The sequence below is a fragment of the Raskinella chloraquaticus (SeqCode) genome (genome assembly GCF_021731865.1).
GTDB lineage: Bacteria > Pseudomonadota > Alphaproteobacteria > Rhizobiales > UBA4765 > Raskinella > Raskinella chloraquaticus.
Genome location: NZ_JAKFWN010000026.1, coordinates 32622 through 54554, shown reverse-complemented (window position 1 = coordinate 54554; position 21933 = coordinate 32622). Strand labels below are relative to the sequence as shown.

Sequence of the window (21933 nt, the reverse complement as noted above, 5' to 3'; positions counted from 1 at the left end):
CGGCATACCCGCCTCACCCCCTGCAGAATAGTTTTCAGACAGCGATCGCACCATGAGCTCAAAAATCCGCAAAGCCGTCTTTCCCGTCGCCGGCCTCGGCACACGCTTTCTGCCCGCCACCAAGGCCATGCCCAAAGAGATGCTGACCGTCGTCGACCGGCCGGTGATCCAGCATGTGGTTGACGAGGCGCGTGAGGCGGATATCGAGCATTTTGTCTTTGTGACCGGCCGCAACAAACAGGTGATCGAAGACCATTTCGACCGCTCCTACGAATTGGAAGACACGCTTCAGGAGCGCGGCAAGAAGCCTGAGCTCGAATTGCTGACCAGTGACCTTCCCGGTGCCGGCCAAACCAGTTTCACCCGCCAGCAGGCCCCGCTCGGCCTTGGCCACGCGGTGTGGTGTGCCCGCGATATCGTCGGTCGTGAACCTTTCGCGCTGCTCCTTCCCGACATGCTCCATCAGCCCAAGACGCGGCCCTGCATGGCGATGATGGTGGAGGCATACGCAAAAAATCCCGGCAATTATGTTGCCGTCTATGAGGTTCCCGAAAGCCAGACCCATCAATATGGCATCGTCGGGCGCGGCAAGGATGTCGGACACGGCTTCGAAATCACCGCCATGGTCGAAAAACCGGCAGCAGGAAAAGCGCCGTCAAATCTGGCCATTTCGGGGCGCTATATCCTGGAGCCGGCGATCTTCGACATCCTGCAGACCCAGCCGCGCGGCGCTGGCGGCGAGATCCAGCTCACCGATGCAATGAAGACGCTGGCAGCGACGCGGCCCTTCTACGGCATCACCTTTGACGGCCAGATCCATGATTGCGGCATGAAGATCGGCTTTCTGGTTGCCAATGTCGCCTATGCGCTCGCCCGCCACGACCTTGCGCCGACCTTTCGTCAGGAATTGCGCAAGCTGATTGACGGTTGATTATTGGTCGGCACGCTCGTCAGCAATAATGCGCCCGTCATTTGGCAGCGACCCGGCAGCGACGATTTTGACAATCCCGCTCATTTTGGTGAACTCACGCAACGTCGATGCAACACCGTCGGCAAGACCGTTGACGGGATTGGCGCATTCGCCGTGCAGCGTCATCACATCCTGATCATCCTTGCGGCTGACGACCAGCCGCACCTTGGTGATCTGCGCATGCCGCTTCATGATGTCAACGATGGTGCCGGGATGAACGAACATGCCCTTGACCTTCGTCGCCTGATCAGCGCGCCCGAGCCATCCCGCCAGAAGCTGATTGGAGCGCCCGCAGGATGAGCGGCCCGGCAGGATTTTCGACAGATCGCCGGTGGCAAAGCGCAGCAGCGGATAATCCTGGTTGAGGCGGGTCACCACAACTTCGCCAACCTCGCCATCCTCGACGACATCCCCGGTGCCCGGACGGACGATTTCAACGATCACCGTTTCGTTGATAATGAGCCCCTGGCGCGCGTCGCTTTCATAGGCAACCACCCCAAGATCAGCCGTAGCATAGGCTTGGTACACAGGCAGCCTGTGCTGCTTGAAGAACTTCTGAAGCGCCGGCGTGAGCGCCGCGCCGGACACCAGCGCCCGGTCGAAAGGCTGTGAGATGCCCTCTTCCGCTGCTTTTTCGATCAATATTTTGAGGAAATCGGGAACGCCGACATAGCCGTCGGGCTCAAACCGTCGCAGACAGGCCATCTGCTGCTCGGTATTGCCAGGCCCCGAGGGCACGACCGCACAGCCAAGCGCGCGCGCCCCGCTGTCCATGATGAAGCCACCCGGCGTCATATGGTAGGAGAACGTGTTAAGAATGACGTTATTCTTGCGGAAACCGGCCGCAAAAAGCGCCCGCGCTGCTCCCCACCAATCCGATGACGACCCCTCGGGTTCGGCGATGGGACCCGGCGACAGGAAGAGCCGGCTCATCGATCCGCAGCGCCGGGCGGCAAGGCCGCCAAAAGGTTCAGCACCTGTCTGCAAATCGAGCAGATCGGATTTGCGCAGAACGGGCAGTTGCGCCAGCGCACTGCGCGACGTGATCTCGCGTGGATCCACGTCCTTGATCTGCTGGCGCAGCTGCGGCGCCTTGGCTTTGGAATAGGACAGCAAGGCGCGCAGCGTCTTGAACTGCGCCCGCTCGCGCTGGATCGGCTCTCGCGTTTCCTGACGATCAAAATGATCGGGCGTCATCGCAGATCCCAGCGTTCACGACTACAGGGTTTCAGGCCGGACGAAGGCGCCAGGCCGCTGCCGGCTTCAGCGCTGCCATATCGATACCAGCTGACACAAGAGACGAATGTTCCAGTCACCTATCCACCATTCCGGTACCGGTGAGGCAGCGTGACCGCCGCGCTGATCCGTATTGATTGGTCATATCACCCATAACCACGACACAAGGGCGGCATTGCCAGAGTGCAGTCACCTCTACAAATATCTACGACTATCCGAAGGTAACGTTCCCCATCTCAATTATACGCCGCAAATATTTACCGCGTCACTGGTAAAAATGCGCATAAAATAAGCAGTCATGACAACCAGCGCTTGCGGCGTTTATAGAATTTGAGATCTTTGAAGTTCTTGCGCCCGCCCCCCGAAACACCGAGATAGAATTCTTTCACGTCCTCGTTTTCACGCAACGCGCTTGCCGCCCCATCCATGACGATGCGGCCCGTCTCCATGATGTATCCGTAATGAGCATAACGCAGCGCCATATTGGTATTCTGCTCGGCAATCAGGAACGATATATTTTCGCGCTGGTTAACATCACGGACGATCTCGAAAATCTGTTCGACAATCTGCGGCGCCAATCCCATGGATGGCTCATCGAGCAAAATCATCTTGGGTCGCGACATCATCGCCCGCCCGAACGCCATCATCTGCTGCTCGCCACCCGACGTATAGCCCGCCTGCGATTTGCGCCGGTCCTTGAGCTTCGGGAAATAGGTATAGATGCGCTCCAGATCATCATTGATCGCCCGCTTGCCATCCTTGCGGGTGAAGGCGCCGGTGAGCAGGTTTTCCTCAATCGTCAGATGAACGAAGCATTGCCGCCCCTCCATCACCTGGATGCAGCCAGCGCGCACCAGCTGATGGGGCGACAGGTTGTCGACACGGTGGTCATCGAAGGTGATCGACCCCTTCGTCACCTCGCCGCGCTCGGCACGCAGCAGATTGGAAATGGCCTTGAGCGTCGTCGTCTTGCCAGCGCCATTGGCACCGAGAATGGCAACGATACCGCCCCGGGGGACAGCAAGCGACACGCCCTTGAGCACCAGGATGACGCGGTCATAGATGACTTCGACATTGTTGACGTCAAGTATGAGCGGCACCGCCGGCATCGGCGCCTCGGAATTAGCGGCCATGCCGCTGACCGCTTCGGATACTGCCGACATCGAAATGCTTCTCCGCTTACCATAAAGAACGGCTCCCTCCGCCTCATGCAGAGGGAGCCTGCATCATGTCATGAACGCTGGTCGCACGCCTCCGAGCGCTTCGGCCAGCCGCTGTTTTGCGTCGCATAGTCCTTGGCCGCCTGATCGATCAGCGGTTGAACCTTTTCGCTCAGCGGCTTCAGCCAGCTCGAGCCCTTCTGCCATTTGGTCCCGTCCCAATCGAGGACGAAGGCGTCATTATGGCCGTTATGATTGGCGCAAGTGACCTTGACCGGCGCTCCAAATCCCTCAAGTCCCAGCGCCTTCCAGCGTTCCGCTGGAATGTCGAGCGCTTCCAGGCCGCGGCGCATGTCCTCGGCCGTGATCACCTTCTTGCCGGTCAGCTTCTGGGCGTTGCGGACGGCTTCAACAAACAGCACGCCCTGATAGAGGCCGCGATTGTAAAGGCTGTCGCCAACCTTGTCCTTGGGCGACTGGCTTTGTCCCTTGTCGACGACGTGTTTGATGACATCCTGCAACAATGGGAAATCGGTGCCGACCTGATGCCAGGAGAGGGATTTGTATCCCTTGCCGGCCGGACCAGCGGGGCGGGCATCATCATCCCCACCCGACCACCACACGCCCAGAACCTTGTCGACAGGAAAGCCCGCACGACCAGCCTCGCGCACAGCCGTCGGGTTCATCGCTCCCCAGCCCTGGAGATAGATCCAATCCGGGCGGTCGCGACGGATCGACAGCCACAACGACGACTGGTTTTGCATTTCAGTCGGCGCCACCGGGTAGAGCTTCAGGGTGAAGCCATATTCCTTGGCAAGCGCATCAAGGACCGGAATGGGCTCCTTGCCATAGGGTGCATCAAGATGCACCAGGCCGATCGTCTTGCCTTTCAGCTTGTCAAAACCGCCCTCGCGATCGGCGAAATAGCGAACGGCGATCGACGCTCCGTCCCAATAGGTGAGCGGCGGATTGAAAATCCACGGAAACGTCTCGCCATTCGCTGACGCCGACAGGCCATAGGCCATCGACATCACCGGCATCTTGTCGATATGAGCGCGCGGAATGGCAGCAAGCGTTGCCCCCGTCGACCACGGCAGATACATCACCGAGCCCTTGGCGCGCGCCTGTTCATAGCATTCGATGGATTTCTTGGTGTCGTAGCCGGTCTCGCATTCCTCGAAAGCGATCTTGACGCCGTTGACGCCACCATCCCTGGCGTTGATCATGGTAATGAAATCACGCATGCCATCGGCAATCGGGATGCCCGAACCGGCAAACGCTCCGGTGCGGTAGGTGTTGCTGACAAGCGTGATCTGCTCCTGGGCTTGCGCCCATCCACCTGCGCTCAGTGCGGCGGCCAGAGTGAGGGCCGCTGTCAGTACTCGTGTCGATTTCATACATAACCTCCCTTGGAACGAACGGCTGTTTTGCCGGTAATTTGCTCCCGGTGCACCCCGGGCTTGTCGTCAGATTACGCATTTAATATGGAAACGGCCATACCCTCAGTTTCTGCTTGGTGATCTGCCACAAACGGGCAAGGCCAAGCGGCTCGACGATCAGGAAGAAGATGATCAGCGCCCCGGTGATCATCGAGTTGATGTGCTCGGCATTGGCACCCGTCAACGGGATGCCGATGGCCGGCAGGCCGAATTTCAGGATGGTCGGCTGCGCCACCAGAAGAGCAGCGCCCAGAAATGAGCCGATGAGGCTGCCCAGCCCGCCAATGATGACGATGAAGAGGATAACAAAGGAACGCTGGATCGAGAATTCGGTGCCAGCCTCCGCCCCTCCCAGCCACAGGAAGACCGCCATGGCGCCCGCCACGCCGCAGTAAAAGGACGAAACGGCAAACGCGAGCAGCTTGGCTTCAAACAGTTTTATGCCCATCAGTTCGGCAGCGATATCCATGTCGCGCACCGCCATCCACGCCCGCCCGACACGCCCGTGGACGAGATTTGACGCAAGCCAGGTGAGCAGCACGACGATGGTGAGACAGATCAGATATTTCGCCTCCAGCGACGCGGTTGGACCGGTGATCGCGACACCCATGAGCGTGCGCGTTGGCACTTCGATCGAACCCGAGGTGTTGTAATTGAACAGCCACGGCACGCGCACGAACGACCATTGCAGGAAGAACTGGGCAGCCAGCGTCGCGACCGCCAGATAAAAGCCCTTGATGCGCAGTGATGGCAGGCCGAAGAGGACGCCGATTGCTGCGGAAAAAAAGCCCGATGCAATGATCCAGACGACGATATTGATCTCGGGGAAAGCCAGCGTCAGCTTGTAGCAGGCATAGGCTCCGACTCCCATGAAACCCGCCGTACCAAGCGAGATGAGCCCGGTATAGCCCACCAGAATATTGAGGCCGATCGCCGCCAGCGCGAATACCAGCGAGGGGATCATGATGGTCTTCAGCACAAACTCGCTCGACAGCGCCGGGATGCCAACATAGGCCGCCAGCAGAATGAGCGCGATGCCGATGCGGTCCTGGCGGATCGGAAACACCGCCATATCGCCGATATAGCTCGTCTTGTACTGACCGGTTTCACGATAATACATGTGGTCTTTTCTCCCGCGCCCGGCTCAGATGCGCTCGATGATTTTCTCGCCGAACAGGCCATGCGGCCGAAACAGCAGGAAGATGAGGGCGATGATATAGGCAAACCAGGTCTCGATGCCGTTGCCAAACAGCGGGCCCCAGTAGAATTCACCGAGTTTTTCGCCGATGCCGATGATGAGGCCGCCAATGATGGCGCCGGGTATCGAGGTGAAACCACCCAGGATCAGCACCGGCAGCGCTTTGAGTGCAATGATGTCGAGGGCAAACGACACATCCGAGCGCGCGCCCCACATGATGCCGGTGACGAGCGCCACGATGCCGGCGGCAAACCACACCACGATCCAGATCTGGTTGAGCGTGATGCCAACGGAAAGGGCGGCCTTGTGGCTGTCGGCAACCGCCCGGAGCGCCCGCCCGATGCGCGTATACTGGAAGAAGAAGGCCAGACAGGCGATCATCGTGGTGGCGATGATCGCGGCCGCGACATCCAGATGCTGGATCGACACACGCCCGCCCAGAATGGCAAAGTCGCTGACCCCCGTCGGCAGCCCCAGCGCCTGGGTGATCATGACCTTCGGATTGCCGCCAAACACCATCTCGCCAAAGCCGATGAGCACGTAGGTGAGCCCGAAAGTCGCCATGAAGAGAATGATTTCAGGCTGGTTGACCAGCGGCCGCAAAACAACACGCTCGACCGTCACAGCCAGCGCAAACATGACAGCCAGCGTCAGTACGAGCGCCAGAAGCGCCAGAAATCCGCCCGCCGGCAGACCGGCATTATCCATGAACTCGTAAAGCCCGACGAGTGTCAGGGCGGCAAATACCACCATGATGCCTTGCGCGAAATTGAAGACGCCCGATGCTTTGTAGATCAGCACGAAACCAAGCGCGATCAGGGCATAAAGCACGCCCGCGACAAACCCCTCCCACACCGTCTGAACAAACAGATCAGGTAGCGAGGCGATGGCAATGAAGGGATCGATGAAAACATCATAGACGAGATTGCCGCGCGCAATCACCCCCGTCATGGCAGCCGCGACGATCGCTGCCAGAGCGCCAAGCGTTGCCAGGGCGGGAAGCGCCTTGCGCCAGCGTGCCGCGTCACCATCGCCCTTCGCTATGACCGCATCGCTCATCGTCTGCTCCTCACATCCGCCGTCAATGCGCCACGCCCAGATAGGCATCGATGACCGACTGGTCGGCCTTCACCTCGTCCGGCGTGCCATCGGCGATCTTGCGCCCATAGTCGAGGACAACCACCCGGTCCGACAGATCCATCACCACGCCCATGTCGTGCTCGATGAGGGCAATCGTCGTGCCGAACTGTTCGCGCGTATCGAGAATGAAACGGCACATGTCCTCTTTCTCCTCGACATTCATGCCAGCCATCGGCTCGTCAAGCAGCAGCAGATCAGGCTCCATCGCCAGCGCGCGACCAAGCTCGACGCGCTTTTGCAAGCCATACGGAAGCCGCCCCACAGGCTGCTTGCGGATCGCCTGGATTTCGAGAAAATCGATGATCCCTTCGACAAAACGGCGATGGGCGACGTCCTCGGCCAAAGCCGGTCCGCCGCGCCATAATTGCCAGCCGAAACCCCGCTTCATCTTCAGGCTGCGCCCGGCCATGATGTTGTCGATCGTCGACATGCCCTTAAACAGCGCGACATTCTGGAAGGTGCGGGCAATGCCGCCGGCCGCCGCCTCATGCGGGCGCATGGCCGAGCGCACATTGCCCTTGAAGGTAATGCGCCCCTGCTGGGGATGATAAAAGCCGTTGATGACGTTGAGCATCGACGTCTTGCCCGCCCCGTTGGGGCCGATGATGGCGCGGATTTCACCCTTGCGAATATCGAAGCTGACGCCCTGGATCGCCTTGACGCCACCAAACGACAGGCTGACATCCTCGACCTTGAGCAGCACCTCGCCGTCACGCGCTGGCGCTGCCATTGTCACATCGGCGGGTGCCATTCTCGTCATTGCGTCGCTCATTCGGCGGCTTCCCTGTAGGCAGCCGCGCTTGCAGCCGGAAAAAGCGTCAGATCCTGGATCTTCACCACCGCCGACAACATGCCCTTGCGGCCATCCTCGAACGTCACCTCCGTCGCGATCGGACACTCCGTCTTGCCGGAATAAAGAGCATTGATGAGCGGATCATAACGCTCGGCAACGAAGGAGCGCCGCACTTTCTGGGTGCGTGTCATCTCTCCATCATCCGCATCCAGCTCCTTGTGGAGGATCAGGAAGCGCTTGATCTGCGCGCCAGCCATGCGCGGCTCGCCAGCAAGCGCGCGGTTCACTTCGTCGAGATTGGCGGCAATCATCTCATAGATGCGCGGATGGCCCGCCAGCTCCTGATAGGATGAATAGGCCAGATTATTACGCTCGGCCCAATTGCCCACCGCCGTCAGATCAATATTGATGAACGCGGTGACGAAATCCTGATCCTGCCCGAAGGCCACTGCCTCGCGGATATTCGGAAAGAATTTCAGTTTGTTTTCGATATATTTGGGGGCGTAGAGCGAACCGTTACGCAGCTGACCGACATCCTTGGCGCGATCGATGATCTTGAGATGGCCATCCTGATCGAAAAAACCGGCGTCACCCGTTTTCACGTAGCCGTCGGGCGTCATCGTCTCAGCCGTCTTGTCGTCATCCTTGAGGTAGCCGATGAACTGACCAGGCGAGCGGAAATAAACCTCGCCACTGTCAATGATGCGGATATCGACACGCGGCGCCGCCGGCCCGACCGTGTCGGAACGGATCTGCCCGTCGGGCTGGCAGGTGACGTAGAGAAACGCTTCCGTCTGCCCGTAAAGCTGTTTCAGATTGATGCCAAGCGAACGGTAGAAGGCAAAGAGATCAGGGCCGATCGCCTCGCCGGCCGTATAGGCGGTACGGATGCGCGAGAAGCCCAGAACATTCTTCAGCGGCGCATAGATGAGGAGATTGCCAAGCCAGTAGAGCAGCCTGGCGCCGGCAGGAACATCGCCGCCATCCAGCACCTTCTCGCCCCAGCGTCGGGCATGGGCAAGAAAGAATTTGAACATGGCCTGCTTCAGCGCCCCCGCATCCTCCATGCGGATCATGACGCGGGTGAGCAAGGCTTCGAGCGTGCGCGGCGGCGCGAAATAGAAGGTCGGACCGATCTCGCGCAGATCATCCTGAACGGTTGCCTGGCTTTCCGGGCACGACATGCAGAAACCCGCCACCAGCCCCTGGGCATAGGACAGATAGTGATCACCCACCCAGGCGAGCGGGAGATAGCACACCACCTCGTCGGCATCCGTCAGCCGGTCGAAGGCAACTGTATCGCGCGCGGCTGCAATCGAGCGCTCGGATGACAGGACCACGCCTTTCGAGCGCCCCGTCGTGCCGGACGTATAAAGGACGATTGACGGGTCAGAGCCCTTGCCATCGGCGATCGCCTTTTTCCATGCCGCGCCTAGCTGCGGCTCGGCGGCAATCCTCGCGCGCATCGTCTGCTGCAACGCGACGAATGAATGAAGGTGAGTATGGTCGTAGGCGCGCAAGCCCCGCTCATTGTCATAAACGATGTGCTTGAGGGTCGGCAGGCGCTCAGCAACGCTCAGGACCTTGTCGACCTGCTCCTGATCCTGCACCACCGCCACCTTCACCTCGGCGTGGTCGAGCACGTAACTCATCTCGTCGGCAACAGCATCGGCATAGACCGGCACCGGTACGGCGCCAAGCGCCTGTGCGGCGAGGATGGCCCAGTAAAGTCTGGGGCGGTTGGCACCAATGATCGCCACGCGGTCGCCATGCGCCACCCCCAGGCTCTTGAGCCCCAGCGAGAAGGTCATCACCTCTTCGCCCGTCTCGGCCCAGGTCCAGGTTTGCCAGATGCCAAGATCCTTCCAGCGCATGGCAATGCGCTGTGGTCGCAGGCGAACATGTTCGAGCATCAGCTTGGCGAACGTATCGCCAACAACCTGATCCACGACGGCTTTTTCAGCCATCGCTGCCTCCTTGCTACGGCCCGGTTTTCCGGTGCCAGTTCCCAAACAGCAATAGAGCCTGCGCGGGCCGTATAAATCAAGGAGTTCTTTCTATCACCTTCGTATGAAGTCGACACCGTACCGGGCGCAGCAAAACCGGCGATTTATCTCTATTCCGCCGCCCGCGCCACAATTGGCTTGCCCTTATGGAAGGCATCCAGCAAGGCGGATTTTTCACCTTCCGCAATCTTGACGTTGCGCTCCTTCACATGACCAAAGCCGCGGATCTTATCCGGCAGGCTGGCAAGCGCCACCGCCGCCACGTGATTGTCAGGTGACAGCCTCGTGACCAACTCGTCGAGCAGGTTTTCGTAGTCGCTGATGAGACGCCGCTCCATCCGCCGCTCCTCGGTGTGACCGAAGAGGTCGAAGACCGTGCCGCGCAATCCCTTGAGCCGGGCGAGCACGCCGAAAGCCTTCATCATCCACGGGCCAAAGCTCTGCTTGATGGCCTCGCCGGTGCGCGGATCGCGCTTTGACAAGAGGGGCGGCGCCAGGTGGAATTCAAGCTTGTCAAACTCGCCGAACTGGGCGGAGAGCTGCGCTTTGAAGCTGCCATCGGTATAAAGGCGCGCCACCTCATACTCGTCCTTGTAGGACATGAGCTTGAAGAGAAAACGCGCAACCGCCTCTCTGAGATCGCGGCTGCCGGGCGCGACGCGCTCTTCCGCAGCAGCGACCAGCTTGACGCGCTCGCTGTAGCGCTCGGCGTAAGCCTCATTCTGGTAGCCGATGAGAAAAGCGCGGCGGCGCTCGACCATTTCCTCAAAGCTCGACGATTTGTGCTGATCAACGCTCTGCGGGCGCGCGGCATCGACCAGCCGGGCGACCTGTGGCGCATCAACAGCGGCAAGCCGCCCCCAGTCGAAGGCGGCCAGGTTCATGGCGACCGCTTCACCATTGAGGCGGATCGCTTCCTTGAGCGCGGCTTGCGACAAGGGAATACCACCCATCTGCCAGGCATGGCCGAGGAGGAACATGTTGCTGGCAATCGAATTGCCAAACAACGCCGTTGCCCACGCGCTCGCCGGCACGAAGGCAGCCTTTGTCCCTCCTTCCGCTGCAATCTTGCGCTTCAGCCGCTCGAAGGGGAGCGAGAAATCGGCGGAGCGGGCAAAATCGCCGGTCATCGTCTCCTGTGTGTTCACGACGAGCAAGGTCTCGCCCGGCTTGATCGCCGACAGCACCTTGGCCGAGCCGGTGACCAGAAGATCACCCCCGATCACCAGTTCGGCGCCACCCGCCGGCACCCGGATCGCCTGAATCTGTTCAGGCTTCTCGGCAATCCGGACATGGACGTAAACCGCCCCGCCCTTCTGCGCGAGGCCCGCCATGTCGATCACGCCACAGCCCTTGCGCTCGACATGGGCGGCCATGCCGATGATCTGGCCGATGGTCACCACGCCGGTGCCGCCAACCCCGGTGACCAGAATGCCATAGGAACCGGTGAGCGGCTTCAGCACAGGCTCGGGCAGATTGGCAAGGAGGCCGGACGCGCCCTCGGCGAGCCGCTCGGCTTTTTTCACCTTGGCGCCATGGACGGTGACGAATGACGGACAGAAACCGTTGACGCAGGAAAAATCCTTGTTGCAGCTTGACTGATCGATCGCTCGCTTGCGTCCAAACTCCGTTTCAAGCGGCACGACCGAAACGCAGTTCGACTTGACCCCGCAATCGCCGCACCCCTCGCAGACCAGCTCGTTGATGATGACGCGCTTGTCGGGATCGGGAAATTCGCCGCGCTTGCGTCGCCGCCGCTTTTCAGACGCGCAGGTCTGGTCATAGATGAGGGCCGTCACACCGGGGATCCGTGCAAGCTCACGCTGCACCACATCAAGCTCGCCGCGCTCATGCAGGCTGGACCCGGAAGGAAACGACGTCCCCGGCGGGTATTTTGCCGGATCATCAGCAATGATGGCGATGCGCTCGACACCCTCGGCCCGCACCTGCGCGGCAATCGCTGCGACGCTCAGATTGCCTTCATGGCGCTGGCCACCGGTCATGGCGACCGCGTCGTTGAACAGGATCTTGTAGGTGATATTGACCTTGGCAGCGACCGCTGCCCTGAGCGCCAGAACGCCGGAATGATTATAGGTGCCATCACCCAAATTCTGGAACACGTGGCCGCGCGTTGAAAACGGCGCTTCGCCAATCCAGTTGGCTCCCTCGCCCCCCATCTGCGTAAAGCCGCTCGTCTCACGGTCCATCCACTGCACCATGTAATGGCAGCCAATGCCCGCATAGGCGCGCGCGCCATCAGGCAGTTTGGTCGAGGTATTGTGCGGGCAACCTGAACAAAAATAGGCGGTGCGCACCGCAATATCCTTCTGGTCGTGCCGCCGCGCCTCGATATCCTGCATCCGCTTGAGACGGGCTGCCACCTGCGCATCGGGACTGTAGCGCAGGACCCGTTCACCAACCGCCAGGGCGATCATGTTGGGATCAAGCGCCCCCTTGACCGGGAACAGCCAGCCACCCTTCTCATCATGCTTGCCAACCAGGATCGGAGCGTGGTCGCGCCCGTACAATTCCTCGCGGACCTGCACTTCAATCAGCGAGCGCTTTTCCTCAACCACGATGATATGGTCAAGGCCTTCAGCGAATGCGGCAATCGTCTCGGGAACAATCGGCCATGGCGCCGCGATTTTCAAAAGGCGCAGTCCCAGCTGGGCCGCCTTTGCTTCGTCGATGCCCAGATCATCGAGCGCCTGGCGCACATCGAGATAAGGCTTGCCGACGGTGATGATGCCGATCTTCGCTGCCGGCCCGCCCGAAAAAATTGTGCGGTCGAGCTGGTTGGCCTTGAGAAAGGCAACGGCTGCCGCCCGCTTGACCTCATGCAGCCGCGCTTCCTGTTCAAGGAAATCATCGACGATGCGGATGTGGACGCCGCCCGGCGGAAAGGCAAAATCGGGCGTGACAATCGTCACCCGGTCAGGCGAGCCATCGACCGAGGCGGTCGATTCAACCGTATCCTTCATGCATTTGAGACCGACCCAGACACCGGCGAAACGCGAAAGGGCAAAGCCGTAAAGGCCGTAATCGAGCAATTCCTGAACGCCGGCCGGATGCAGGATCGGCATCATCGCGTCGAGCAGGTGGAATTCCGATTGATGAGCCGTGGTCGAGGATTCAGCGGTATGGTCATCACCCATGAGTGCAAGCACGCCGCCATGCGGTGCCGTGCCGGCAAGATTGGCGTGGCGAAACACATCGCCGCAGCGATCAACGCCCGGCCCCTTGCCATACCAGATGCCAAAGACGCCGGCCTTGCGGCCTTCGCCGCGCAGCTGTGCCTGCTGGGTTCCCCACAAGGCGGTGGCGGCGAGATCTTCGTTGATCGCCGGATGAAACAGGATGTCGTTGGCATCGAGGAGTTTTTTCTGCCGCATGAAATTCTGGTCGACGCCGCCAAGCGGTGAGCCGCGATAGCCCGAGACATAGCCGGCCGTATCGAGGCCGGCCGCCTTGTCGCGCGCCTTCTGCATCAGGCACAGCCTGATCAGCGCATGGACCCCGGACGAAAAGATATCACGCTGAGAAAGATCGAAGCGGTCATCCAGACTGACCTTGCGCAGGGCGATCGCCTGCGGATCGAGACCATCAGCAGCCATGATTACCTCCCTGAACGGCTGGACAATCCAGCGCGCGGTTTATGCACGTTTACCGTCCCGCAGCCCCGCTTGCCGCGAGGTCTTGATATGATCAGCATACGCCGAATTATCAGCCGTCAAAGCCCTATCGACACAACCCGTCCGGTAGACCGGCTAGACGATCAAACTGCGAATTTATGTCAGTAAAGCTGACATAAATAAATGAGCCCTGCAATTTTGAAAAAGAACATTTTCAGGAAATAAAATTACATCATCATCGCTTCAGGCGAACGAAACCGCCGGCCTTCCAACCGAACGCTCGCGTTTCAACCCGACATTCTCGTGCCACTTAGCGGATGACCTTGGTCAACTTGATGACCTCGGGCCATTTGGACTGCGCATCCTTGATGTTGGCCTTGAGGTCGGACTGAAAGGCATCGCGCGCCTCATCCGAGAAGAAGACGTCAGCCTCGAGCGTGTTAGCCGAATGGACGATTCCAAGCGCTATGACCTGACCCAGCGCAAGATGCTTCAGGACAGGCAGAACCGGCTTGTCATACCTCCACTTTGGCCGCGCACCTCTCACCACAATCGAGAAAGGCCTCGCCAATAATTAAATGCGCAGCGCATTCATGTGGGGAAAATATCACGCCTCACCGGCTGGTACGGATCTTGGTGATCTGGCCGAGAATCGCCTCGAAAGCCGCGCCAATCTGAGATGCGCTGGTGATCGGAAAATAATAGGCGGCGGGATCGGTCGCGCAGGAACGCAGAAGGTCATTCGCCCCATCGCCGATTCCCACCGTGAAGATCACAGCACGGGCAGATGAGCGGGCATTGTCGCAGGCTTTTGAAAAGCGCGCGTCAACCTGTGGCGATTCGGGATTGCTGTCGTAGCCATTGCCCTTGAAGCGGTTCTGCGTGTTGTGCCCATCGGTGAAGACAATGACGAATTTGTTGGTGAACGTATCCGTCGCACTTTGAGCGCCAAACGGTGTGTCAGCGCGCAATGTCGCCAAACCGGTGACCAGACCGATGGTGATGTTGGTGGCGCCTGTGGGGATCATGCTGTTGGACGCAGCCCGCACGCTTTCCAGATCCGTCGTCAACGCCTTCATCGCCGTGATCTGCTGACCCGCAACAGGATATCCGCCGACATAATAATGGCAGTAGGCCGCTACATATTTCGATTCCATGGCGGTCGTCGGCGCATCACCCTTGGTATCATAATCCTGATAGTCATCATCGCGATCCGAGACGCAGCCCGGCCAATTGGCCGGTATCGGGGCGTAGCGGGAAATGCCCAAATTCTTGATGTAGTTGCGGATATGGGGATTGGAGACATCGACGTCCCAGCGCAGCGCGGTGCTGTTGGCGTAGCCTGTACCGATATTCACCTGCGTATTGAACGGCACCAGCGATAACTTCACATCACCGGGATTGGCCACAAGTGACGATAATCGGGTGATGAGATTATCGACGGCGTTTTTAAGCGCCGTGATTTTACCATCGATCGCCATCGATCCCGAATTGTCGAGAACAAGCGCGATCTCGATCTTGTTCTTGCCATAGACCGTGTGCGAACTGACCCCGACCGGCCAGCTATTGGTTCCCGTCAGCGCCAGGACCGAAAGGGGCACATCGTTCACGGCTTCGAGCTTGATCCCGTTTGCCATCTGCGTTGTGGTAAGACGCGGCGTTGGAAATCCCGGTGAAGGCTTATAAACGCCGCTGAAGAAGGCAAGCGCCTGCTGGCTCAAGACCGCAGCGCTTGTATCACTTGGCAAATGTACAAGCGCAAGGCCCGTGGCGTCGATGGCCGATTGCAGGCGGGTACGCTCATTGGCAGCGCGTGAATAATCGATCGCACCCCCGACCAGCATGAGCAGAACCAGGCCGACCAGGCCAAACATCAAGGCGACAGCCCCATCCTGTCGCTGGGCAAAACGTGACAACAGACCGTCGCGAGCAAAACGCATAACCCAACCATCCTGGTTTAGCAGCAAGCGATATTGTGCCGCTTTGGCAGGATTACGTATGCGAATTCCGTTAATTTCACATAAAATCACGCGCTAAAATGCGACCGATCCCCGTCTTCGCCCCAGCGCCAGGAATCATCGCCGGCGGACGCATAGGCCTTTGCCAGAACCATTTCGTGAACTTCCGACGCGCCATCGACGAGGCGCGCCTGACGGGCGTAACGGTAGATCCACTCCAGAACGGTATCCTTGGAATAGCCGCGCGCGCCGTTGAGCTGGATCGCTGTGTCGGCGGCCAGATGCAGCGTATCGGCAACCTGGATTTTGGCCATCGACACCGCCGTCCGTGCCCGCCCGCCCTGATCAAGCTCCCACGCTGCCTTCATGACCAGCAGCCGGCCGATCTCAATGGCTGCCGCCACTTTGCCCAGCTTGATCTGCACGCTCTCGCGCTGCGACAATTTGATCCCGAAGCTTTCGCGCGCTTCGACATAGCCATAGGCAATTTCCATCGCCCGCTTCGCAAGCCCCAGCCAGCGCATGCAATGCGTGAGCCGTGCCGGACCAAGGCGGATCTGCGCCAGCTTGAGCCCATCCCCTTCACCCATGAGCATCGCCTCATCGGGGATTTCGAGCCCGTCGAACACCATTTCGCAATGCCCGCCATGCTCCTCCGGACCCATGATGGGAATACGCCGCACAATCGACCAGCCAGGCTGGTCGCGATCAAAAAGAAACGCGGACAGGCCGCGCCTGGGATCATCGGAGGTGCGCGCCAGCAAGATGAAGTGCTGTGCGACGCCGGCCCCCGTGATGAACCATTTGTGCCCGTTGATGACCCAGCGATTATTGCCCTTGCGGGTGGCGGTCGTCAGCGTCATCGACGGGTCCGAGCCCGCACCCGGATGGGGTTCCGTCATGACGAAGGATGAGCGCACCCTGCCCTCGACGATTGGCTTCAGCCAGCGCTCCTGCTGGGCTGGTGTCGCCACCTTGCGCAACACGCGCATATTGCCGTCATCGGGTGCGGCGCAGTTGAACACCGCCGGCCCGAAGATCGAGCGGTTGGCTTCCTCATACATGGCTGCCCAGCCGATGATCGGCAAATCCATACCACCAAGCTCGCGGGCCGATTGCGGCGCCCACAAGCCGGCAGCTTTCGCCTTCTCCCGCACCTGAGCGAGCAGGTCGAGGCGGATATTCTCGTGGTCATCATAGGCGTCCGCCTGCGCTTCCAGCGGCAGGATGTGGTCAGCAACGAAGGCCCGTGTCCTCAGGCGCACCTCTTCGAGCGCGCGCGGCAACGTGAAATCCATTCTTGCCTCCTGGAAATTCCGACAATTTTCTTGCCTCACGCCGTGAGCATCTGCCCGCCGTCTACGATGATGATACTGCCCGTCATGAACGCTGAAGCGGAGGAGGCCAGCAAAAGCAGGGCGCCATCAAGGTCGCTCTCGCTCCCGAAGCGCCGTTGCGGTATCCGGCGGCGCAACCCCTCGCCGGACTTGGCGGCGGTGAAATCACGATTAAGCTGCGTTGCGACATATCCTGGCGCCAGCGCATTGACCCGGATGCCGGCAGGAGCCCATTCCAGCGCCAGCGCCCGCGTCAGCTGCACCAACCCTGCCTTGGCGACCGTATAGGCCAGCACGCCCTTGCCCGTCCCGACCCCCAGCACCGAGGCGATGTTGACGATCACACCACCATCCCCTTCAATCATGCTTGCCGCCACCTGCTGGGCTACCCGCCAGGCGCCGTCGAGATTGACATCAAACACGCGGCGCCATTCGCTTTCAGCGAGCGTGATCGCCCGCCCCTTCGACAACACACCGGCATTGTTGACGAGGACATCAACCCGGCCAAACGCCAACTCACCCGCCCGCAAACCAGCGGCGATCGATGATGCGCTGGTCACATCGATGGCAACAGCCATGGCTTGCCCGCCTTGCGACAGGATGGCGGCGGCGGTCTCTTTTGCCGATGCGCCATCAATATCGCTGACGATGACGCGCGCCCCATTGGCTGCCAGCACCTCGGCAAACCTCCGGCCAAGGCCCGATCCGGCGCCCGTGACCAACGCCACCCGCCCGTCAAGGGAAAAAACGTCTTGCGCACGCATGGCTAGCTGCTTACCGAGCCTGGTTGATGTTCGCCCTGTCGACCGCCTATCATGTCCTGGCCCAGGTATGAAGCATTTGCTTGCATCCCGCCTGCTTGCCGACGAGGTTTCCTGATGAAGTTGCGCCCGCTGGTTGCTGTCACCGCCGATCACCGGCGCGTCGACCCCCATGACTGGCATATGACGCCAACCACCTATGTCGATGCGGCCGCCGACGTGGCCGGCGTCACGCCGCTCCTCTTGCCCGCGCTGGCTGAGCGCCTGGACATTGACAGCCTGCTGGCCCAAATCGACGGCATCATCTGTACCGGTTCGCGCAGCAACGTTTACCCTGGCGAATATGGCGTCGAGCCGGCGGCGGAATTCGAGCCCTATGACCGCCTGCGCGACCAGACCACCCTGCCGCTGATCCGCGCGGCAATTGCCAAAGGCGTGCCGCTTCTGGCGATCTGCCGCGGCTTTCAGGAACTGAATGTCGCCCTTGGCGGTTCGCTCCACACCGAAATACAGACCCTGCCGGGTCGCATCGATCACCGCTCGCCGCAATCAAGCGACAATGACGTGCGTTATGGCATTCGCCAGCCGGTCTATGTCGAGAAGAGCGGCTGCCTTGGCCGCATCCTTCCTCCGGGCGAAATTGCCGTCAATTCGCTCCATCGCCAGGGCCTCGCCCGTCTCGCCGATCGCCTGATCATTGACGCCACCGCTGCTGATGGCACCATCGAAGCGGTATCGGTCGCCAACGCTCCGGGCTTTGTTCTTGGTATCCAGTGGCATCCCGAATATTGGGCGGCAAGTGACCATCCCTCGCGTCGGATATTCGAAGCCTTCGGCGTGGCGGTCCGTCAACATCAGGGCAAGCGCCTGGGCCTGTCCGCAGCGGCGGCTGAATGAACTGTTCCTGTTAGCGCCGCGATGGCATTGACAGGAACCATGGGAGAAGGAGACGATCCCGCTATGCATGACGATCCTGATCATCATCACCACGACCATGACGGCCACCACCATCATGGTGAGATGTCCGAACTGAGCGAAACCGAAATCAGGGTACGCGCGCTTGAAAGCCTTCTGGTCGAAAAAGGCTATGTTGAAAGCGCCACTGTCGACACCCTCGTCGAGCTTTACGAAACCAAGATCGGTCCGCGCAATGGCGCCCGCGTGGTCGCTCGTGCCTGGGTGGACGAGCATTTTCGCCAGCGCCTGCTGAGTGATGGCACAAAGGCCATCGCCGAGCTTGGCATGGGCGGGCGCGGCGGCGAACACATGATCATTGTCGAGAACACGCCCGAGATCCACAACCTCATCGTGTGCACGCTTTGCTCCTGTTATCCTTGGCCGGTCCTTGGTCTGCCGCCGGTCTGGTACAAGTCCGCGCCCTACCGTTCACGTGCCATCATCGACCCGCGCGGTGTATTGGCCGATTTCGGCGTCGTGCTGCCGGATGCAACCAAAATCCGGGTCTGGGATTCAAATTCCGAACTGCGTTATCTCGTACTGCCCATGCGCCCCGCCGGGAGCGCTGGCCTCAACGAGGACGAGCTGGCAGCGCTCGTCACCCGCAACTCCATGATCGGCACCGGTCTTGCCCTTGACCCGAAAGCCCTGGCGACATGAACGGCGGACACGATCTTGGCGGAGCTCACGGCTTTGGTCCGGTGGTCCCCGAACCCGACGAGCCGGTGTTCCACGCTGACTGGGAAAAGCGCGTGCTCGGACTTTATGTTGCCGGCGCCTGCACAGGTGCCTGGAACATCGATATGGCGCGCTTCACCCGCGAAGATCGCCCGGCGCAGGATTATCTCGGCTGGAGCTATTATCGCATCTGGCTTGCCGGGCTTGAACGCCTGCTGCTCGAGACCGGCCTGGTCAACCAGACCGAACTGACAGGCGGGAAAGCGATCGACCCGCCCATCGCGCTCAAGCGCGTCCTCAAGGCCGACGAGGCCGAGGCGGTCATGCTGCGCGGGTTTCCCGCCGAACGGCAGGTCGGTTTTCAGCCACGCTTCCAAGTTGGCGACGCGGTGGTGACCCGTGCCATCAATCCGGCAACCCACACGCGCCTCCCGCGCTATGCGCGAGGCCGGCGCGGCACCATTCATGCGCTGCACGGCGCCCATGTCTTCCCCGACGCTCATGCGCACGGGCACGGCGAGGCCCCGCATTTTCTCTATACCGTGCACTTCACCGCCCGCGAACTGTGGGGGCCCGATACCACGGCCGACTCCGTCTATCTCAATTGCTGGGAGCCTTACCTTGATCCGGCAGGTTGATGACGCGCTGCCTCTCCCCCATCTGCCGCGCGATGAGGACGGGCCGGTCTTCACTGCACCCTGGCAGGCCCAGGCCTTTGCCATGGCAATGGCGCTGAGGGATCGCGGTGTTTTCACCTGGGAGGAGTGGGGCCAACGCCTCAATGCTGAAATCGCCAAGGCGCAGGCCGGCGGCGACCCTGACCATGGCGATACCTATTATCGCCACTGGCTTGCAGCCCTCGAGGGGCTGGCGATTGAAAAAGGCACGATGGGTTCGGGCGAACTTGCTGATCGCCGCGCCGCCTGGGACCGCGCTGCGCGTGCCACCCCCCATGGCCAGCCCATAGTGCTTGGCGCCGAAACCGGCCCTGCGCATGATTGATGCGGGTTGTTAAAGCGATGCCGGCCCGCTGATGAGAGCCGCTGACAGCAAGGTCAGCCCGAACAGCAACACGAACAGCGCTCCGCCGATTTCAAATATATGCTGGAATGCCAATGCCAGCCCCGAGCGCCTGGCCGCCAGCCGCATCGCCAGTCCCTGGGCGCCAACCGCAAGTGCTGCCAGAAGGCCGACTGTTGCCCCGGTGCCCAGCGATATCGCCAGCACGCCGAGAATTCCAACGGCAAAGACCCCCTGTGCGAGGGCAAAGACCAGAACCAGAACAGCGCCCGTGCAGGGGCGGGCGCCTACCGCAAAGACCGCAAGCGCAGCGCTGCGCAGATCAAACTTGCCCTGCAGCATTCTCGGATCTGCAGCATGTCCGTCACAACACGTGCCGTCGTCCAGATGGCCAGCCGCCACGCCGCCCGCGCTCGCGAGCCTGTGGCGCGGCCACAAACCCGCCAGTTTGCGCACCAGCAGAACGCCGCCGATGAGCGCCACCAGGCCATAGCTGACGATCTCGGCATAGCGGCTCGCCTGGTCCATGGCCGCTGCCGTTGCCTTGAAGAACAGCGCAAAGACCCCGACCAGCGCGATCGCCATCGCACCTTGCACGAGCGAGGCTGCAAACGAGATGACAATCCCGCGCCGCAGCGTCTCGCGGGTGGCAAAGAGGTAGGACGAGATCACCGCCTTGCCATGGCCGGGACCGGCAGCATGCAGCACGCCATAGGCCAGACACAGGCCGATGATCGTCACGATCGCCGTTGGATCATGGGCTGCCTGGCGCATGGCGGAAGCAAACAGGCGATAGATTTCCGCCTGCTTCACGGCGATATAGCTTGCCACGCCGGAAAGCGGTCCAAAACTTGACGGATTGATCGCCGGCTCCGCCCGCCCGACGCCGAACGGTGTTGTGCCCTGCGCTGCTGCGACGACCTCGAATGCCAGCAGGGCAAGCGCCGCCAGCGCAACGATCGCCGGCGTTCGCGCGGACATCTTCATGAGCAGGTGACGATCACAACGTTGAACAGGCTTTGCGTCAGCCCCGACAATTCCGGGGGTAACTGCCTGACCGAGGATGGCAGCCGCGACAGCTGGCTTGCAGCCGCGCTGTCAAGGCTTGCAGGCTCGCGCACCCGGGCCTCACAGCCCGCGCGCGCCTGAAGAAGCGCAACCGGCTTTGCTTTCGCCATCTCGAAGGCAACAAAATATTCCGGATCGCCTATTTCGATCATCAATGGCGCGGCCGCGACCGGAAGGGGAGCGGCGAGCGCCAAGGTAAATTGCAGGACCAGCGTCCCGTCCTTGTCGTCGTGATCGATCCAGTAATTTTCCGGCTTGCCGAATTCAAGGCGCTTGCCGCCCGTTTTCATGCGCGTGAAATAACTGAACTCGCTCAGCGATTTGACATTGACCTCAGCCAATGGCTGCAAGGTTTCGCGCGTATATTTGCCATCCTTGTCAAGACCCTGCTTGGCAAAGGACGAGAAGGCTTCATCAAAGCGCCACAGATGGCGCACCGCCATCACCTCACCCTTCTCGTTGAAGAGAATTTCAGCGCGCGCCTCAACGATCACATGAGGATGCGCTGCGGCTTTATGCGTTGGCGCTGTAACGCCGACCGCGAGAAGCAGCCCACAGATCAGCAAACGTCGCAAGAAAC

At 60.6% G+C, this 21933-nt stretch carries 19 protein-coding genes; 5 read left to right on the top strand and 14 right to left on the bottom strand.

The window, feature by feature from the left end; all coding sequences use genetic code 11:
- Positions 1 to 52 precede the first annotated feature (52 nt).
- Positions 53 to 931 carry a UTP--glucose-1-phosphate uridylyltransferase gene (locus ACINK1_RS09475; protein WP_376801590.1) on the top strand — a complete coding sequence of 293 codons (879 nt, stop codon included), beginning with the start codon at positions 53 to 55 and terminating at the stop codon, positions 929 to 931.
- On the opposite strand, the gene ACINK1_RS09470 is transcribed toward ACINK1_RS09475, so the two are convergent.
- The 12 genes from ACINK1_RS09470 to ACINK1_RS09415 all read right to left on the bottom strand — a co-directional run bounded on the left by ACINK1_RS09470 (position 932) and on the right by ACINK1_RS09415 (position 17633).
- Positions 932 to 2167, bottom strand: coding sequence for a phenylacetate--CoA ligase family protein (locus tag ACINK1_RS09470; protein ID WP_376801589.1), 1236 nt, complete (start codon positions 2165 to 2167; stop codon positions 932 to 934).
- Positions 2168 to 2502: 335 nt separating this feature from the next.
- Positions 2503 to 3339 (bottom strand): ABC transporter ATP-binding protein, encoded by an 837-nt coding sequence (locus ACINK1_RS09465; protein ID WP_376801617.1) that lies wholly within the window; start codon positions 3337 to 3339, stop codon positions 2503 to 2505.
- 98 nt (positions 3340 to 3437) lie between these two features.
- Complete coding sequence (locus tag ACINK1_RS09460) at positions 3438 to 4763, bottom strand: ABC transporter substrate-binding protein (RefSeq protein ID WP_376801588.1); 1326 nt, start codon at positions 4761 to 4763, stop codon at positions 3438 to 3440.
- An 82-nt stretch (positions 4764 to 4845) separates the two neighbouring features.
- Complete coding sequence (locus tag ACINK1_RS09455) at positions 4846 to 5925, bottom strand: branched-chain amino acid ABC transporter permease (RefSeq protein ID WP_376801587.1); 1080 nt, start codon at positions 5923 to 5925, stop codon at positions 4846 to 4848.
- Between the two features lie 24 nt (positions 5926 to 5949).
- Positions 5950 to 6954, bottom strand: a complete 1005-nt coding sequence (locus ACINK1_RS09450; RefSeq protein WP_376801616.1) for a branched-chain amino acid ABC transporter permease — start codon at positions 6952 to 6954, stop codon at positions 5950 to 5952.
- Between the two features lie 130 nt (positions 6955 to 7084).
- Entirely contained in the window at positions 7085 to 7873 is a 789-nt protein-coding gene (locus tag ACINK1_RS09445; RefSeq protein ID WP_376801615.1) for an ABC transporter ATP-binding protein, read from the bottom strand.
- A gap of 38 nt (positions 7874 to 7911) precedes the next feature.
- Positions 7912 to 9903: an AMP-binding protein gene (locus ACINK1_RS09440; RefSeq protein ID WP_376801586.1), complete on the bottom strand. Its 1992-nt coding sequence runs from the start codon at positions 9901 to 9903 to the stop codon at positions 7912 to 7914.
- A 149-nt stretch (positions 9904 to 10052) separates the two neighbouring features.
- Entirely contained in the window at positions 10053 to 13556 is a 3504-nt protein-coding gene (locus ACINK1_RS09435) for an indolepyruvate ferredoxin oxidoreductase family protein (protein WP_376801585.1), read from the bottom strand.
- A gap of 328 nt (positions 13557 to 13884) precedes the next feature.
- Complete coding sequence (locus ACINK1_RS09430; protein ID WP_376803038.1) at positions 13885 to 14145, bottom strand: hypothetical protein; 261 nt, start codon at positions 14143 to 14145, stop codon at positions 13885 to 13887.
- Positions 14146 to 14188: 43 nt separating this feature from the next.
- Positions 14189 to 15514 carry a VWA domain-containing protein gene (locus tag ACINK1_RS09425; RefSeq protein WP_376801583.1) on the bottom strand — a complete coding sequence of 442 codons (1326 nt, stop codon included), beginning with the start codon at positions 15512 to 15514 and terminating at the stop codon, positions 14189 to 14191.
- A gap of 86 nt (positions 15515 to 15600) precedes the next feature.
- On the bottom strand, positions 15601 to 16830 hold the full coding sequence (locus tag ACINK1_RS09420; protein WP_376801582.1) for an acyl-CoA dehydrogenase family protein: 1230 nt from the start codon (positions 16828 to 16830) through the stop codon (positions 15601 to 15603).
- Positions 16831 to 16865: 35 nt separating this feature from the next.
- Entirely contained in the window at positions 16866 to 17633 is a 768-nt protein-coding gene (locus ACINK1_RS09415) for an SDR family NAD(P)-dependent oxidoreductase (protein WP_376801581.1), read from the bottom strand.
- A 114-nt stretch (positions 17634 to 17747) separates the two neighbouring features.
- Between ACINK1_RS09415 and ACINK1_RS09410 the strand changes: the two genes are divergently transcribed.
- From ACINK1_RS09410 to ACINK1_RS09395, 4 genes are all read left to right on the top strand, one after another.
- Positions 17748 to 18527, top strand: a complete 780-nt coding sequence (locus tag ACINK1_RS09410; protein ID WP_376801580.1) for a gamma-glutamyl-gamma-aminobutyrate hydrolase family protein — start codon at positions 17748 to 17750, stop codon at positions 18525 to 18527.
- Positions 18528 to 18590: 63 nt separating this feature from the next.
- A complete protein-coding gene (gene nthA, locus ACINK1_RS09405; RefSeq protein ID WP_376801579.1) occupies positions 18591 to 19247 on the top strand; it encodes a nitrile hydratase subunit alpha in 657 nt (218 codons plus the stop codon).
- Positions 19244 to 19903 (top strand): nitrile hydratase subunit beta, encoded by a 660-nt coding sequence (nthB, locus tag ACINK1_RS09400; RefSeq protein ID WP_376801578.1) that lies wholly within the window; start codon positions 19244 to 19246, stop codon positions 19901 to 19903. Before nthA ends, nthB begins: the two co-directional genes overlap by 4 nt.
- On the top strand, positions 19887 to 20267 hold the full coding sequence (locus tag ACINK1_RS09395) for a nitrile hydratase accessory protein (protein ID WP_376801577.1): 381 nt from the start codon (positions 19887 to 19889) through the stop codon (positions 20265 to 20267). Before nthB ends, ACINK1_RS09395 begins: the two co-directional genes overlap by 17 nt.
- A gap of 9 nt (positions 20268 to 20276) precedes the next feature.
- Here the strand turns inward: ACINK1_RS09395 and ACINK1_RS09390 are convergent, their stop codons facing one another.
- Positions 20277 to 21266 carry a nickel/cobalt transporter gene (locus ACINK1_RS09390; protein ID WP_376801576.1) on the bottom strand — a complete coding sequence of 330 codons (990 nt, stop codon included), beginning with the start codon at positions 21264 to 21266 and terminating at the stop codon, positions 20277 to 20279.
- Positions 21267 to 21268: 2 nt separating this feature from the next.
- On the bottom strand, positions 21269 to 21928 hold the full coding sequence (locus ACINK1_RS09385; protein ID WP_376801575.1) for a DUF1007 family protein: 660 nt from the start codon (positions 21926 to 21928) through the stop codon (positions 21269 to 21271).
- Positions 21929 to 21933: the final 5 nt, after the last annotated feature.

Coding starts and splice junctions, on each gene's coding strand:
- ACINK1_RS09390 (WP_376801576.1), bottom strand. CDS start 21,266: ATGTCCGCGCGAACGCCGGCGATCGTTGCGCTGGCGGCGCTTGCCCTG.
- ACINK1_RS09425 (WP_376801583.1), bottom strand. CDS start 15,514: ATGCGTTTTGCTCGCGACGGTCTGTTGTCACGTTTTGCCCAGCGACAG.
- ACINK1_RS09460 (WP_376801588.1), bottom strand. CDS start 4,763: ATGAAATCGACACGAGTACTGACAGCGGCCCTCACTCTGGCCGCCGCA.
- ACINK1_RS09450 (WP_376801616.1), bottom strand. CDS start 6,954: ATGACGGGGGTGATTGCGCGCGGCAATCTCGTCTATGATGTTTTCATC.
- ACINK1_RS09445 (WP_376801615.1), bottom strand. CDS start 7,873: ATGGCAGCGCCAGCGCGTGACGGCGAGGTGCTGCTCAAGGTCGAGGAT.
- ACINK1_RS09470 (WP_376801589.1), bottom strand. CDS start 2,167: ATGACGCCCGATCATTTTGATCGTCAGGAAACGCGAGAGCCGATCCAG.
- ACINK1_RS09415 (WP_376801581.1), bottom strand. CDS start 17,633: ATGCGTGCGCAAGACGTTTTTTCCCTTGACGGGCGGGTGGCGTTGGTC.
- ACINK1_RS09435 (WP_376801585.1), bottom strand. CDS start 13,556: ATGGCTGCTGATGGTCTCGATCCGCAGGCGATCGCCCTGCGCAAGGTC.
- ACINK1_RS09410 (WP_376801580.1), top strand. CDS start 17,748: ATGAAGTTGCGCCCGCTGGTTGCTGTCACCGCCGATCACCGGCGCGTC.
- ACINK1_RS09420 (WP_376801582.1), bottom strand. CDS start 16,830: ATGGATTTCACGTTGCCGCGCGCGCTCGAAGAGGTGCGCCTGAGGACA.
- nthA (WP_376801579.1), top strand. CDS start 18,591: ATGCATGACGATCCTGATCATCATCACCACGACCATGACGGCCACCAC.
- ACINK1_RS09465 (WP_376801617.1), bottom strand. CDS start 3,339: ATGGCCGCTAATTCCGAGGCGCCGATGCCGGCGGTGCCGCTCATACTT.
- ACINK1_RS09475 (WP_376801590.1), top strand. CDS start 53: ATGAGCTCAAAAATCCGCAAAGCCGTCTTTCCCGTCGCCGGCCTCGGC.
- ACINK1_RS09440 (WP_376801586.1), bottom strand. CDS start 9,903: ATGGCTGAAAAAGCCGTCGTGGATCAGGTTGTTGGCGATACGTTCGCC.
- ACINK1_RS09455 (WP_376801587.1), bottom strand. CDS start 5,925: ATGTATTATCGTGAAACCGGTCAGTACAAGACGAGCTATATCGGCGAT.
- nthB (WP_376801578.1), top strand. CDS start 19,244: ATGAACGGCGGACACGATCTTGGCGGAGCTCACGGCTTTGGTCCGGTG.